Origin of the sequence: Cohaesibacter marisflavi (assembly GCF_963665895.2) — a bacterium.
GTDB classification, from domain to species: Bacteria; Pseudomonadota; Alphaproteobacteria; order Rhizobiales; family Cohaesibacteraceae; genus Cohaesibacter; species Cohaesibacter marisflavi.
The window spans coordinates 1,340,372-1,355,915 of record NZ_OY762534.1 but is presented as its reverse complement, the minus strand read 5'-3'; the positions used below and the strand labels follow the sequence as shown (position 1 = coordinate 1,355,915).

Here is a 15,544-nt window from a genome sequence, read left to right as displayed (position 1 = left end):
ACTTTACTAGTCCAAGAGAAACTACCTGGCGTCAAGCGCTGGCCGCTTTAAGCATGCTTACAGATGCATAGTCTCTTAGCTTTTTCAATTGATCCGATTTCATTTGGATGCCATCCCGAAGGCTCACCTCTCTTTGCTTATGGCGCCGTTGACCAGGTAAACGAGAAACTCCTGCCCGTTCCAATTCCTGCAATAGCAGGGCCGCCCGAGAGGAAAAGCTGTTTACACGACCAAAATCGGGATCAATGACGATAATCAATTGCCCGGTGTGTGGTGTCTGCGCGCCCGGATGTGCGCTCCAGTCAACTTCAAAAGAAAACTTTCCGCCTGTTAATGCGGCGCAAAGCAACTCTATCATGAGCGAAATGGAAGAGCCTTTATAGCCTCCGAATGTCAGCAAAGCTCCACCATCTAGCACCGCATCAGCATCTGTGGTCGGCTCTCCATTTCTGTCGACACCATGATTGGGCGGAATAGACAAACCTTTTTGTGATGCGATTTGCACATCACCGTTTGCCATAGCGCTGGTTGCCATATCCGCGACCAACGGCAAATCTCCTTCAACCGGTGTTGCGAAGGCAATCGGATTGGTGCCAACAATGGCTTTAGTGCCGTCGAAAGGTACGGTACATGCCATGCTATTGACCATGGAAAGAGCAATCAGACCATTTTGAGCAAATCCCTCGACATCAGGCCAAAGCGCACTGAAATGATGTGAATTTCTTATAGCAAGAACTGCAACGCCATTTCTACGCGCTTTTGCTTCTACGACAGATCTGGCCTTTTCAAGCGCAGGCTGCGCAAAACCATTTGCCGCATCCACACGAACGAACGCGGGACCATCCACTTCGATGACGGGTTCAGCTTGACCATCAACCCAACCACTGGAAAGCGATCCCAAATAACCGGGAATACGAAATACTCCGTGAGAAAGAGCTCCATCTCGTTCGCAAGAAGCACAGTTCTTGGCTAAAATCGACGAACTTTCAGCACGAACACCTGCGTGACAGAAAATGCTATCGAGCAAATCAACGAGTTCTTCATAAGGAATTGTAATATCTGTCATACTGTGCGCGTAGTCCATAGAGCCAACTAAACCACTAAACATGCCTAAATTTTACGCAGAAAAGTGCCTAAAAAGCATATCTTGGCGAATATTTCTTATAGGAATGATACCCGCACCATAGCGATCAGCGCAAGAAGAATTTAATTCACGCGCAACTCAAACTCCACATGATAAATTTTGTTACATATTGCCAGTATGTTAGATAAAAACAAAGATGTTGAGATAAAAGATATCCCTCAAAAAAGAAGCTCATTAAATAGCACTTCTCGTGCACAATTAGTATTGAAGTTACATTGAATTTCTTATAGGAAATTATTGGCGCTTTGTATGGGCCGCTTTTGCCTATCCTGAGGCGTTAAGTCAACGCACATCAGAAATAAACAACCGTTGGAGTGATCCTAAACAGCCATAGAAATCGGATCAGATCCCGCACCAGAATATAAAAAGCATAATATATGGTTCTGCAAATCTGCTGATTCCATAAATAGCTTTGCCAAAACCGATGTCTCCCACAAAGAGAAAACGAACTAGAAACACAGGTATGGATTAATGATAGAGCGCTTTGAAGTTGGAACCCGCATGAGCGGAATCGTAAAGCACAATGGAGTTGTATATCTCTGTGGCCACGTTGGTCACGGCGCAACAGTCGCTGAACAGACCAAAGATTGTCTCACTCAAATAGAAGGAGCACTTGCTCAAGCAGGTTCTTCTCCAGAAAAAATTCTTCAAGCAATCATATGGCTGCCAGATATGGAAAAATATTTTGAGGATATGAATTCTGTATGGGATTCCTGGGTCCCCGATGGCCATGCTCCGGCTCGCGCTTGTGGTGAAGCAAAACTCGCCAGCCCGGACTATCTAGTTGAAATTATTATTACTGCTGCATGTGACTAGATTTAGATGCGCCAAAAGCCACTCACATTTTACGATACTTGTGAGTGGCAATTTGCTAACGCCAGAGCTGTTTCATACTATTAGAATCGTCCGATTTTTCCCACAAATCCGTCAATATCTTGCGCAAACTTGGCAATCTATACCAGATCTATTGCACGAGAAAATTCATCCGTGTCCAATTACAGAAAGCAATTTCTGGGGGCAGATTGGAACTGAGATTCAATGCGGCAAAATATGGTACTGCAAACCTGGATTGCTTACTTAAAAAGCTGGAGAGCCTTTCGGTTCGCCAAAGATTGACCTCAAAAAAGCGCCCCGCGTTTCTTTCCGCCTTCCTAAGATGACGAGCCAAAAGCATCGCAAATAACCTGCGCTTTAACCATTAATTGGCACCTCCGCACCAGCACAGCTTTCGAATTATATCTATAGATTTTTACGCCTATACGACGTTTGTCCTTGACAGTTAGTATTAACATAAACATGATGTATAGGAAATTTAATTTCTAATAAGAAAATTCAACAATCACAAAAACACACAATTCAGAGAAACAGCAGCAATTGGAGTATCCCGTGAAACTCTCAAAAAGCCTCAGTTTTATACGCCCTGTTGTTACCGCTTTGGCGGTAACCCTTTCTTTGGGTGTATCTCATAATGCAATGGCACAGTCAAAAGACGTCCTTGTCGTCGCTGTTCCAGGTGATATTCAAAATCTGGACCCAACCCTTTCAGGAGGAGATATTCCAACTCAGGAGTTCCTGACAAACGTTTATGATTGGCTGATCGACTACAAAATGATCGAAAATGCAGATGGCACTCTGTCCGCAGATCCCAGCGGTTTTGTTGGAGGCCTTGCTGAAAGCTACGACTGGAGTGAAGATGGCAAGACCATTACATTCAAACTCCGCAAGGGCCTGAAGTTTTCAAATGGTGATCCTTTAAACGCAGAGGCTGTAAAGTTCACTTATGATCGCATCTTCGATCAAAAGGGTGTCGCCGCCTCACTGATGGGCATGGCAAGTGTAAAGAAAAAAGAACAGATCAAAGTCATCGATCCTTTGACTGTTGCGCTCACAGTAGAAAAGCCAAACACATTGCTTTTAGGCAACATGGCTCAGTTCCCCCATTCCATTCTGAATCCCAAAGTGGTCAAGCCACATATGACAAAGGAAGATCCTTACGCTCATGAGTGGCTAAAAACCCACGTTCAGGGAACAGAGCAGGGCGCATTCAAACTGGCCAATTGGACGCCAGGCGATAGTTGGGTGCTAGAGCGCAATGAGAACTACTGGGGCACTCCGGCCAAGCTTTCTAAAGTTATTTTCAAAATCATTCCAGATCCCTCCAGCCGTCTGGCGCAGCTAGTAAGCGGCGCAGTCGATGTGGCTTACAATCTGCCAACGTCAGACATCAAAGCCCTCGAAGAAAATCCAGATATTACAGTAAATAGAGACACTAACCGTACAGTTACTTATATCGGCCTTAACAATAAGGTGAAGCCGTTTGACAACAAATTGGTGCGTCAGGCGATCTCATACGCCTTTCCGTATGACACGATTATTGATCAGGTGATGAATGGATATGCCACCCAGCTTACCAGCCCAATTCCGGAAGGCACTCCTCCGCATACCGATGAATTCTTCAAATACAAGAATGACCCTGCAAAAGCCAAGGAACTTTTGAAAGAAGCGGGCTATCCAAATGGCTTCTCAACCACTTTGCAAATTCCGTCAGGATTGCAAGAAGCTAAGGAAATGGCGATCTATGCGCAGCAAACCCTCGGCATGGCAGGCATCAAAATAAACATTCAGGAAATGCCGTCTGCTGCCTTCACCGAGAATCTGCAAAAGCACACTCTTGGTATGTTCTTCGCCTCAGGCTGGACCTCTATTAACAATGATCCTTTCTATCATCTGTTCTGGCTGTTCCAATCGAAATGCTGCAACTATGCAAATTACGATAATCCTGAACTGGCCAACTTGATTGAGAAATATACCCTCAACACTGATATCGAGGCTCGCAACAAAGCAGCTGTCGAAGCACAGAAGATGATTGTCGAAGATGCTCCATGGGTCTTCCTCTATCAGCCACAAAACCTTGTCGCCACACGCGCCAACGTTAAAGGCTACACCTTCTTCTCTGCCGACCGGTACAACCGCTTCCAGTATATGTACAAAGAGTAGAAGTATCCCCCTTGGCTACTTGTCGGTGGGGTCGCAGTACTCCACCGGCACCTTTTTCCATCCCAATTCAATTGTCAGTTCTTGATGATTTGGAACGGAAGGTTTCTTGCATGCTCCCCCATGCAACGGCAAGCCTTTCGACTCTGAAGCTCTATCTATTCATGAGGTAGATCGTTGATTACCTATGTAGCGCGCAGACTTCTGCTCCTCATTCCCGTTCTGTTGGGTGTTACAATAATCACCTTTGGACTAACACGCGTCATTCCCGGCAACCCTATCGACATGATGGTCAGCCCGATGGCGACCCCCGAAACGCGAGAGCTTGTCGCCCAACAAGCAGGCCTCAACGATCCGATGTGGATGCAGTATTTGAGATATATCGGAGATGTTCTTCATGGCGATTTTGGTGACTCCTTTGTCACAAGTCAGCCGGTATTGAGCGATCTTCTTTCCCGTTTCATGCCGACTTTCGAACTCACCCTAGCAGCGATGACAATCGCGCTCGTTTTATCTATTCCCCTTGGTATCGCTGCCGCCGTATGGAGAAACAGTTTGATCGACCATGCCGCCCGTATCTTTGCGGTTACTGGCGTCGGCATGCCCGTTTTCTGGCTCGGTTTGCTAGGGGTATATGTGTTCTACTTCAAACTTCATATTCTACCGCCTCCGCAAGGCCGAATTTCTCTATATGTTTCCGCTCCACCGACCATCTCGGGTCTGTTTACTGTAGATGCCTTGCTGGCCGGAGATTGGGAAGCCTTCAAGTCGGCGGTCATGTCCATCATTTTGCCTGCAGGCGTTCTCGGATTCGCTGCCATGGCTCCACTAGCAAGAATGACAAGGGCAGGGATGGTTGAAGCCCTCGAATCTGACTATGCACGCACCGCTCGCGCTCTAGGTTTCAATGTGCGCTCTATCGTTCTTCGGCATTGCTTCAGGAATGCTATTCTTCCGCTGATGACCATGACTGCCATGGTTTATGGCTACATGCTCGGCGGTGTGGTTCTGATCGAGAACATCTTTGCCTGGCCCGGGCTCGGGCGCTACGTTTTCACGGCCATAACCTCTAGCGATTATCCCGCCATTCAGGGGTTCATTCTCTACTCGACCACGCTCTATGTGCTCATCTTTCTGTTGGTTGATATTTTCTATGTCATCCTTGATCCTCGCGTTCGCCTTTAAAGGAATGCCCTATGGTTGCCTTATCAAAATCCCCCACCGATGAGACGAGTGCCAACGACAAAGCGGAGCCGGGCATCATGACACGTCTCTCTCGCTGGATTGCCCACAATCCTGTCACTGCCCTTGGTATCGGCATTGTGCTTTTCATTGCGATAGCAGGACTGCTTGCACCATTAATCGCACCTTATGACCCTTACAGTCTCAACCCCAAAAACCGACTACTGCCACCATCAGCAACCCATTTTTTCGGAACGGGCCTATTTGGTGAAGACATTTTTTCACGCATTCTCTACGGCGCACGTATTGATTTGCTAATCGGTATCGGTGCCGTCATTTTCGGCATTGCGGTCGGCTGTCCCGTTGGCGCACTGGCAGGATATTTCAGTGGTAAAGTTGATGAAATCCTAATGCGCGTTATGGATATCATCGCTGCATTTCCGGGTTTTATTCTCGCCATGGCTATTGCAGGCGTTCTCGGTCCAAGTATCCCGAACTTGATCATAGCCATCGCCTTCGTCAATGTTCCCGTTTATGCCCGCCTGATGCGGGCGAAGTTTCTCATCATCCGCAGCTCGACCTATGCCATGGCGGCACAGGGGGTAGGGGCTTCTCGTTGGCGCATTCTATGGTGGCATCTGCTCCCCAACAGTCTCGCTCCGATCTTTGTGCAAGCTACACTACAATTCGGCTGGGCTATTCTAGATGCCGCCGGACTTAGTTTCATCGGTCTCGGAGTGCGCCTTCCAACTCCGGAGTGGGGCGTCATGATCAGCCTTGGCGTACCGCAAATCATCTCAGGACAGTGGTGGGTTTCCTTTTTCCCCGGACTGGCAATCTTCATCAGTGTGATGGGATTCAATCTGATCGGGGATGGTCTCAACGATCTGCTTGATCCAAAATCAAAGTGATAAAACCATGACCAATCAAGCATCCACACAAATGACGCCGACCCAGGAGCCCTTGTTACGGCTGGATGGTGTCCATGTCACCTTTGATGCTCCGTCCGGTTCTGCCCACATATTGGATGGTGTTAATCTAAGCATTCAGTCTGGAGAGATTCTTGGCATCGTTGGTGAAAGCGGTTCTGGTAAATCTGTAACGGCGATGTCTATCATTCAGCTTTTACAAAAGCCTGGACGCATCTCTGGAGGCCGCATCGTCTATAAAGGCACAGATCTGATGCAAATCTCAAAGGAAGAGATGCGAAAGATTCGTGGCAACGAAATTTCCATGATTTTCCAAAACCCGCGGTCTGCCCTCAACCCAGTTTTTAAAATCGGTCGGGTTATTAATGAGGTTCTGAAAATTCACGAAGGCCTATCTGGTGCTAAGGCCCACAAAAGAGCGATAGAACTTCTTAGTAATGTCGGCCTGGCTGATCCAGAGTCGGTCCTTACGCGCTACCCTCATCAGGTATCTGGCGGAATGGCACAAAGAGTGATGATAGCTCTGGCACTTGCCTCTCGTCCAAGTCTGCTGATTGCCGATGAACCCACAACCGCACTCGACGTAACGATTCAGTACCAGATTATCCAGCTGCTCAAACGACTCCAAAAGGAAGCCGACCTCACGCAGATCGTCATAACACATAATCTTGGTGTGGTGGCCGAGCTCTGTGAACGCGTCGTCGTCATGTATGCAGGTACCGTGGTGGAGGAGGGAAGAACAATTGATATCTTCGACTCTCCCAAACACCCTTATACGCGCGGCCTGCTCGCTGCCCGCGCAGCACATGCGTCAGGTGAGGGAAAGCTACAGACGATCCCGGGTCAAGTCCCGGATCTTCGGGAGCGCCCGACAGGCTGCCCGTTCCACCCACGCTGCGCCTTCGCTACCAAAGCCTGTTCCAAGGACGCTCCATCCCTCATGTCGGTTGGAGAAAATCACAAGGCTGCATGCCTTCGTTGGGAAGAGATTTCATGACCAAACCAATTCTAGAAGTCGACAATCTCGGCAAAATATATCCCGTTCGGCAGGGACTTTTCAAACGAGGCAACCTGATTGCAGCTGAAGAAGTCGGTTTTTCAATTTCATCGGGACAAACTGTTGCTCTCGTCGGGGAAAGCGGTTCAGGCAAATCTACCGTAGGACGCTGTCTTCTTAGACTAGAAGAACCAGATAGTGGTTCAGTCCAGTTTGAAGACCGCGAGCTGAATTCCCTATCTGAAAGACAACTGATGGGTCTGCGTGCCAAAATGCAAATGGTATTTCAGGATCCACTGGGCTCACTAAATCCGCGCCACCCGGTTGGCAAACTCGTTGCCGAACCGCTTATGCTTCATGGTACGGTTCCTCCAGATAAAATAAAAGATCGCGTAGACGAATTATTTGAACTTGTCGGCCTGAGGCGAGACCATGCCGATCGCTACGCCCATCAGCTCTCAGGTGGCCAACAGCAACGTGTCGGGATTGCCCGAGCCCTCGCAACCAATCCCGACCTCATTGTACTAGACGAACCGACTTCTGCTTTGGACGTGTCAGTTGAAGCGCAAATTCTCAATCTCTTGGTGGATTTGCAAAAGAAGTTTCAGCTGGCATTTCTTTTTATTTCCCATGATCTGTCCGTTGTGCGCCTTGTAGCAGATGTCGTCATCGTCATGTACCTCGGCCAAATAGTGGAAAGTGGTCCAGTAGAAGATGTGCTAAACAACGGGTTCCACCCCTATACCCGAGGTCTTGTTTCAGCAACGCCGATCGAGCATCCTCTCGAGCAAAAAGAACGCATCAGTCTGCAGGGCGAGCCAACCTCACCAATTGATCCCAAACCACATTGCCGTCTGCTCTCGCGTTGCCCTTTCGCAAAAACGGAGTGTGGGCATTTGCCTGCAAAACTGAAAGAAATCAAACCCGGACACTCAACCCGCTGTATTCGCTTCCAGAATGAACATCAGGATGGCCATTGGAAGCCCGAAACAACCCGATGATCCATCTGCGTACGGCAGGTATTGAGAGGAAAATATGACTAAACAACAAAATCGTTTGGCTTCCTTAAAAGCAAAAATGAAAGAAACCGGAACAGATCTGGTTGCGATAGGCCCTAGCTCACATATGGAATGGGTTCTAGGATTCCGCACACACGCCGATGAACGGCCCTGTCTGCTTCTCATCACTCAGTCAAGTGAGGCCTTCCTGATGCCCGCACTCAACGCGGAAGGCACAAGAGAACGGTGCGATATTCCATTCTTTCCATGGTCGGATGATGAAGGGCCTGCGCAAGCCATAAAGAAGGCGCTCGAACACCTTGACGGTGAAACGATCAGAACCGTTGTTCTAGATGAAACGATGAGAGCCGATTTCGCCTATACTCTTACCAGAGCACTGCCAAACGAAATAAACGTCGAGTTTACCGAAAAGACCGTTGGTCACCTGCGCATGATCAAGGATGCTGATGATCTGGAGTTAATCCAGGCTAGCGCTCTCATTGATGATCAAGCTATTCTCACCGCCTTTGACTTCATCAAACCCGGCATGACTGAAAGTCAGGTGGCAGCACAAATAAGAGAATATTTCCAGTCGCAAGGAGCAACGCCGGCCTTTTGGATTGTTGGATCCGGCCCCAATGGAGCCTTTCCGCACCATAGCGTCAGTGAACGCGTCATCCAGACAGGAGACGCAATTGTAATTGATATTGGAGCACGCAAAAACGGTTTTCCAAGCGACATCACGCGCATGGCTGTTATTGGCGACCCTTCCGAGGAATATAAAAAGGTCCACGCAATTGTGGAGAAAGCCGTGCAAGCGGCGCTTCTGGCTGCCAAACCCGGAGTACCCGCCAAAGCTGTTGATGCGGCCGCGCGTGGTGTGATTACGGATGCCGGATATGGCGAATATTTTGTTCACCGCACCGGACATGGGCTAGGGATCGACGGCCACGAACGACCATTCATAACTGCGACAAACGACATTATCCTAGAAGAAGGCATGGTCTTTTCCATTGAACCGGGCATCTACCTTCCGGGCAAGTTTGGAGTCCGCCTTGAGGAAATTGTTGCATTGACCAAAGAAGGACCTCGCGTCTTTTCGGCACTTCCTCGCGACTATCACATAATCAAGATCTAAGGAGTTGGCACGAAATGAAAATTTCTTGCACATCAATATCAAATTGCGGATCAAGCAACTCTCTGGTTCTTGTTCTGAGCGAAACAAAGCTGTCCGAAACTCTGGTTTCAACTCTGGGAGAACCGGTTGCAGACCAAATTACAAGAGCCATCTCAGCAGTCGGATTCACAGCTGAAAAGAAGGCAATTCTTTCCATTCCGGCACCCGCGGGAACCTCTCATAAACGGATCATTCTGGTAGGAGCCAGAGGAGCAGAAACTCCCAGAGAGTTCCGTGAAATAGGAGCAACAATAGCGGCGGCTCCCGACGCTTGTGCAGCAGAAGACATTGCACTTTGGACAGAAAGGCACGCGCTCGAAATACTGCGCGGATTAGCCATGAGAGCTTACAGCTTTGATGTTTACAAAGCCCCACAACCATTGGTCAAATCAGTTTCGTATTGCGGCACCGAAGACCTTTCCGACACAACACTCAACGGTTTAAAAGTTGACGTTGATGCTATCCATTTTGCGCGTGATCTGGTCAACGAGCCTGCCAATGAATTACCTCCGTTAAAAATGGCTGCCCGTGTGATCTCTGCCTGCGAGGAAGCAGGTATCAAGACGCAATTGCTGGATCAGAAAGCCTTGCAAAAAGAAGGCATGGGCCTCCTGCTGGGTGTCGGGCAGGGCTCGGACAATCCCCCTTGTGCTGTAGTCATGACCATCGGCAAAGGAAAATCGGCGCCTGCAGCGCTTATCGGAAAAGGTATCTGTTTTGATACCGGCGGCGTCAATGTCAAATCTGTTATGGGAATGTGGGAGATGAAAGGCGACATGGCTGGAGCGGCTGTTGTGACCAGCGCCATGCTTTCGCTAGCCAAGAACGGATTCAAAGGCGATATCGTTGCAGTAATTGGCCTTGCAGAAAACATGACCGGCGGTTCGGCTATCCGGCCAGGAGATATCCTGCGCTCCTACAACGGACAAACCGTCGAGGTGCGAAACACTGATTGTGAAGGGCGATTGGTACTTGCTGACTGCCTAAGCTATGCCCAGCGCCAGTTGGGAGCGCGTAAAGTGATTGACATTGCGACACTGACCTATGCCGTACAGATCGGATTGGGAACCCGCTACGCAGGAATTTATGGCAATGCCGAAACACTGCTGAGTTCAGTCAAACAGGCAGCAGACAGCGCCTGTGAGCTTGTTTGGCCGATGCCAATCGATGAAGCCTTCCATGCTCAGCTGAAATCGGATTTCGCAGATATGCTCAACTGGCCGGGTGTGACCTACGGCAACGCTTCGATCGCGGCAGCCTTTTTGGAAAATTTCATTGATGACGGTGTCGAGTGGGCTCATATCGACGTCGGTGGACCGGCCTATGCGGGTGCTGAATCCGCATTTGCACCCCCAGGGGGGACCGGATTTGGAACTGAAACTCTAGCCAATCTGGCTCGGCTTATCGCCTGACAGGTTCCTTCAAGACGATAGGGATAAAGATGAAGGTTTTCATTAGTGCAGATATAGAGGGAACTGCGGGTATCAACTTCTGGGATGAAGCCAGACGCCATGTCCCCGGAGAGTATTCTCAGATCCAGTCTTTGATGACCGAAGAAGTTATCGCCGCTTGTGAAGGCGCCAGAGAGGCCGGTGCAGAGGAAGTTCTCATCAAGGACGCTCATGCAACCGGCCGCAATATCATACTGGAGCGCCTTCCCGAATATGCCCGAATAATTCGCAACTGGTCTGGTCATCCAGACGCAATGATGTTTGGACTTTCCGAAGACTACGATGCGGCTATCTACACCGGGTATCACTCCAAAGCTGGGACCGAAACCAATCCGTTGGCCCATACATCGAATTTGCGCATTTATCGCGTGTTGCTGAATGGCGAGGTGGCTTCGGAATTCACCCTAAACGCTCTTTGCGCAGCAAGATATGACGTACCTTCAGTATTTCTGTCTGGCGATCAGGGCATATGTCAGGACGCCCAAGCCTTTGTACACGGTATCGCAACGGTAGAAACATTGATTGGCGTCGGTCCGTCAACCAATTCCATCGCGCCGAGAAAATCCAGATCAGAAATTCGCTCCGGCATTGCGGCTGTCCTTGCCAAAGACACCTCGGCAATGTTGCCGCCGATCGCCCCGTCTTTTGAACTCATTATAGAATTCAATAACCCTGAAGATGCTTATAAGGCCAGTTGGTACCCTGGGGCGAAAAGCCATAGCCCGAGAACAATTGCCTTTGAACACAAGCACTTTTTTGAAATTCTACGCGCCTACCACTTTATGAAATAACAAATTAAATCGCCAACCAAAATGGCGAGATAAATCACACGAAAGAGATTTGACCTCCGCAGTAATATCGGGGCCAAATGAATGGAGCCAAAGTTGACATCAAACAAGATTTCCCGCGTTGCCACAGACGTTGGTGGCACATTCACAGATCTGGTTTTCTTTGAAACAGATTTGGAAACTGGCAAGCAGACTATCCTGTCAGCAAAATCAGATACAACACCACCCAATTTCGAGGAAGGTGTTCTGAACGTAATTGCAAAGTCAGAAGTGGATATAACCGAAGTCGAATTTTTCGTTCATGGTACCACCGTGGTTATTAACGCACTGACAGAGCGCAAAGGAGCTAAGGTCGGTCTGATTACCACGCAGGGTTTTAGAGATGTTCTGGAGATCGGGCGCGGTAACAGACCAGATTTCTTCAACCTAAAATATCGCAAACCTCAGCCTTTCGTTGAGCGCTACCTGCGCCGAGAACTTGCAGGCCGCATCGATTATAAAGGCAATGAAATTTCACAGATTGATATCTCTGATCTGGAAGGAATTCTTGCGGACTTTCAGGCCGAAGGTGTTGAAGCCGTAGCGATTTGTCTGCTGAATGCTTACGCCAATCCTGTTCACGAACAACAGGTGATGGAAGCCGTCAAATCCCTCTGGCCTGAAATACCGGCAGTTAGCTCCCACCAAATTACTCGAGAATGGCGCGAATATGAGCGGACAAATACGACCGTTTTGTCCGCCTACGTTCAGCCTGCAGCACAGCGCTATCTTGAAAAACTGGAAACTGGCCTTCAGAGCAGGGGGTATGATAGCAACCTGTTTGTCATGCAATCAAACTGCGGCGTGGATTCTCTGGAAGCCATCAAGTCAGTCCCGATCACAATGGTAGAATCAGGTCCAGCCTCCGGTTTCTGGGGCGCAGCAGAACTTGGGCGCATTATTGGCGAGCCGAACATTCTGGCGCTCGACATTGGAGGCACAACAGCAAAATGCTCTTTGATCTCTGGCGGACAGGTGACTATCAAGACGGATTACTGGATTGAACGGAATCAGAAATCTGCAGGATATCCGATCATGGTTCCGGTCGTCGATCTGGTCGAAATCGGTAATGGCGGCGGATCTATTGCATGGGTTGACGAATATGAAAAATTGCACGTCGGCCCCCAATCGTCTGGAGCCAGCCCAGGTCCAGCCGCCTATGGCCGCGGCGGGCATAATGCAACCACAACCGACGCCAATCTATATCTAGGGCGCATCAACAAAGACTATTTCTGCGGCGGTACTGTTAATGCTGACATGCCTGCGCTTGACCTCGCCCTCGATAAGCTATCCGACAAGCTTAAACTAGACAAAAGCGAAGTCGCCAGAGGTATCATCCGAATAGCTAACGCTAACATGGTCAACGCCCTAAAACTGGTTTCCATTAATCGTGGATATGACCCCCGAGACTTCACTCTGGTGGTCTTTGGGGGTGGCGGGCCAATGCACGGTGTAGCATTGGGGCGTGAACTGGGCATGAAAAAGGTCGTCGTTCCGCGTGGCGCACCAGTTTTCTCGGCATGGGGCATGATGATGTCCGATCTGCGGCGCGACTATTTTGTTACCCGCCTCATCGGCCAAAACGAAGTCAAAGCCCTCAACACTTTATTCGAAGAAGTACGACATCTCGCTTACAAGGAATTTAGTAAGGAAGGCCTGACAGCAGACAAGATCACGCTGCACCCACAATTGCGTTGCCGTTACCAAAATCAGGAATTCGCAGTTGAGGTGCCCATCGAACCCGAAGTCATGTCTGAAGAAAATATGGCACTGGCTATTGAACAGTTCCATGGCATTTACGAGCGTGAATACTGCTATCGCCTTGATGCAGAGATGGAAATTATCGGCATTCACCTCATAGCATCCGCCGAAGTTGGCAAACTAGAGATTGTTCCTCAACAAAGAACCGGAGCCTCTCTTGCTGATGCGGTCAAGGGAACGCGAAAGGTCGACTACGCCATGGAAGGCGTTCACGAGGCCACCATTTACAATGGTGACAAACTCGAACCGGACATGAGTTTCAGTGGCCCTGCCATTATCGAGGACTCAGGCACAACCATCGTCATTCATCCGGGCAACCGGGTCCATATAGACGCCTACGGCAACACACATATCGAGATAAGGGACTAAGACATGACGAAGGAGCAAAAATTCGATCCTATCACCTTCGACATCATCCAGAATGCCATGGTAGCAATTGCTGATGAGATGTTCGTAGCCCAACGCAAGACATCGATGAGCGCTATCATCTATGAAGTATTGGATATGTCTACCGCAGTGCTCGGCCCCGCAGGCGACGTAGCTGCTACGGGTGCCGGAATCCCAGCATTTATTGGTGTTCTCGACAAGTCGGTAAAAGGCTTGATCGCCAAATTCCCGCTTGACCAAATAAAGCCGGGCGACGTGTTTGCAACGAATGATCCATTTTACGGGGGTGTCACCCACCTCAATGATATGGTTTTAGCCGCGCCGATTTTTTCAAACGGAAGGATCGTATCCTGGGTAGCCAATATCGCCCATTACAACGATGTCGGCGGCAATGTACCCGGCTCCATGTCTGCCGATGCTGAAGAAATTTTCCAAGAAGGAATACGCATTCCTGCAGTCAAGCTGTTTGAATCTGGTGTCGAGAACAAAGCCGTATTTGACATAATGATTGTCAATTCACGACTGCCGGATTTCTTGCGGGGAGACCTCTGGGCGGGAATTGCCGGTTTGCGAACGGGGGAGAGACGCGTTCTGGAGTTGGTCGAAAAATATGGCGCAGATACCTTTGTGGCCGCTCTTGATAACTATATGGAACTTGGGGAACGTCGCGCCCGAGACGGGCTATCGAATATTGAAAAAAACACATTCAGTTTTGAAGAAGAACAAGACAACGGCGACATCTATAAAGTGAGCATAGACATCGCCGATGACCTGTTCACCATAGATCTTTCTGACAATCCCAAACAAAAGGGTTCATCAAACTCATCAAGAGACGGAACGATCATTGCAGCTCAATTGGCTTTTAAAGCATTTATCGATCCTGACGGCCCGGGTAACGGCGGGTTCTTTCGTCCACTTGAAGTCATCACCAAACCCGGAACTGTTTTCCACGTCGAAGAACCCGGCGCTATGGGCTATTATTCCGAAACAGAAATACGCCTATTTGATTTAATCCTCAGAGCACTGGCGACCCATTATCCTGCCATCATTCCAGCAGGCAACTTTGCGTCCATTTGCGGAACGGTCGTTGGTGGTGAGCACCCTGATAGCAAACGCCATTTCACGATTGTTGAACCCGAGGTTGGTGGCTGGGGTGCCTGGCATGGATTTGACGGCATATCGGGACAGTTTTCCGGGTTCCATGGAGAAACATTCAATTGTCCGGCCGAAATTGCAGAGGCCCGCTACGGCATGATTGTCGACCGCTTTTCACTCAACTCCGAGCCAGGAGGAGAAGGTCAGTGGCGTGGAGGCAAAGGCATTGAGCTGCACTACCGTGTGAGAGTCGACAACAATTTCATGTCCGTCGGCTATACACGATCTCGAATCCCGCCATGGGGCGTTGATGGAGGGTTCGATGGCTCGACAAACTATGTCGAGGTTGTGAGAACAGATGGCAGTAAAGAGCGCTATTCTTTTGCGACAAATGTGCAGGTTAACGAAGGTGACGTCATCCGTGTTGTTACAGCAAATGGAGGCGGATGTGGCGATCCGAAAAATCGTGATCCCAAAGCAATAGAGAACGATCTACGCAATGGCTACCTGACCAAAGAACGGGCCACTCAGATCTACAACTGGAAATAATCGAGGTCTCGTTTTTATAAACAGCACCCACAAGACCACTCGCCACCCCGCAG

The 15,544-nt window shown here is 49.2% G+C and carries 12 protein-coding genes and 1 pseudogene; 12 read left to right on the top strand and 1 reads right to left on the bottom strand.

Going from position 1 to position 15,544, the window contains the following annotated elements; genetic code table 11:
• Positions 1 to 31: 31 nt before the first annotated feature.
• The gene (locus tag ACKPCT_RS07210; protein WP_319568815.1) at positions 32 to 1,066 is read right to left on the bottom strand and encodes an Ldh family oxidoreductase; all 1,035 of its coding nucleotides are present in this window, start codon (positions 1,064 to 1,066) and stop codon (positions 32 to 34) included.
• A gap of 549 nt (positions 1,067 to 1,615) precedes the next feature.
• Between ACKPCT_RS07210 and ACKPCT_RS07205 the strand changes: the two genes are divergently transcribed.
• The 12 genes and pseudogenes from ACKPCT_RS07205 (at position 1,616) to ACKPCT_RS07150 (ending at position 15,491) form a co-directional block, all read left to right on the top strand.
• Positions 1,616 to 1,960 carry a RidA family protein gene (locus tag ACKPCT_RS07205; protein WP_324292362.1) on the top strand — a complete coding sequence of 115 codons (345 nt, stop codon included), beginning with the start codon at positions 1,616 to 1,618 and terminating at the stop codon, positions 1,958 to 1,960.
• Positions 1,961 to 2,530: 570 nt separating this feature from the next.
• Positions 2,531 to 4,141 carry an ABC transporter substrate-binding protein gene (locus tag ACKPCT_RS07200; RefSeq protein ID WP_319568813.1) on the top strand — a complete coding sequence of 537 codons (1,611 nt, stop codon included), beginning with the start codon at positions 2,531 to 2,533 and terminating at the stop codon, positions 4,139 to 4,141.
• 174 nt (positions 4,142 to 4,315) lie between these two features.
• A complete protein-coding gene (locus tag ACKPCT_RS07195) occupies positions 4,316 to 5,323 on the top strand; it encodes an ABC transporter permease (protein ID WP_319568812.1) in 1,008 nt (335 codons plus the stop codon).
• Between the two features lie 11 nt (positions 5,324 to 5,334).
• Entirely contained in the window at positions 5,335 to 6,231 is an 897-nt protein-coding gene (locus ACKPCT_RS07190; protein WP_319568811.1) for an ABC transporter permease, read from the top strand.
• A 7-nt stretch (positions 6,232 to 6,238) separates the two neighbouring features.
• Entirely contained in the window at positions 6,239 to 7,246 is a 1,008-nt protein-coding gene (locus tag ACKPCT_RS07185; RefSeq protein ID WP_319568810.1) for an ABC transporter ATP-binding protein, read from the top strand.
• Positions 7,243 to 8,247 (top strand): ABC transporter ATP-binding protein, encoded by a 1,005-nt coding sequence (locus ACKPCT_RS07180; RefSeq protein ID WP_319568809.1) that lies wholly within the window; start codon positions 7,243 to 7,245, stop codon positions 8,245 to 8,247. The genes ACKPCT_RS07185 and ACKPCT_RS07180 overlap by 4 nt, the downstream gene beginning before the upstream one ends.
• Positions 8,248 to 8,281: 34 nt before the next feature.
• Positions 8,282 to 9,382: a M24 family metallopeptidase gene (locus tag ACKPCT_RS07175; protein ID WP_319568808.1), complete on the top strand. Its 1,101-nt coding sequence runs from the start codon at positions 8,282 to 8,284 to the stop codon at positions 9,380 to 9,382.
• A gap of 14 nt (positions 9,383 to 9,396) precedes the next feature.
• Positions 9,397 to 9,732, top strand: a pseudogene (locus ACKPCT_RS07170) (M17 family peptidase N-terminal domain-containing protein); the annotation flags it as partial.
• Between the two features lie 27 nt (positions 9,733 to 9,759).
• Complete coding sequence (locus ACKPCT_RS07165) at positions 9,760 to 10,833, top strand: leucyl aminopeptidase family protein (protein WP_407652480.1); 1,074 nt, start codon at positions 9,760 to 9,762, stop codon at positions 10,831 to 10,833.
• 29 nt (positions 10,834 to 10,862) lie between these two features.
• A complete protein-coding gene (locus ACKPCT_RS07160; protein WP_319568806.1) occupies positions 10,863 to 11,663 on the top strand; it encodes a M55 family metallopeptidase in 801 nt (266 codons plus the stop codon).
• A gap of 93 nt (positions 11,664 to 11,756) precedes the next feature.
• Positions 11,757 to 13,829: a hydantoinase/oxoprolinase family protein gene (locus tag ACKPCT_RS07155; protein WP_319568805.1), complete on the top strand. Its 2,073-nt coding sequence runs from the start codon at positions 11,757 to 11,759 to the stop codon at positions 13,827 to 13,829.
• A gap of 3 nt (positions 13,830 to 13,832) precedes the next feature.
• Positions 13,833 to 15,491, top strand: a complete 1,659-nt coding sequence (locus ACKPCT_RS07150) for a hydantoinase B/oxoprolinase family protein (protein WP_319568804.1) — start codon at positions 13,833 to 13,835, stop codon at positions 15,489 to 15,491.
• The last annotated feature ends 53 nt before the right edge of the window (positions 15,492 to 15,544 follow it).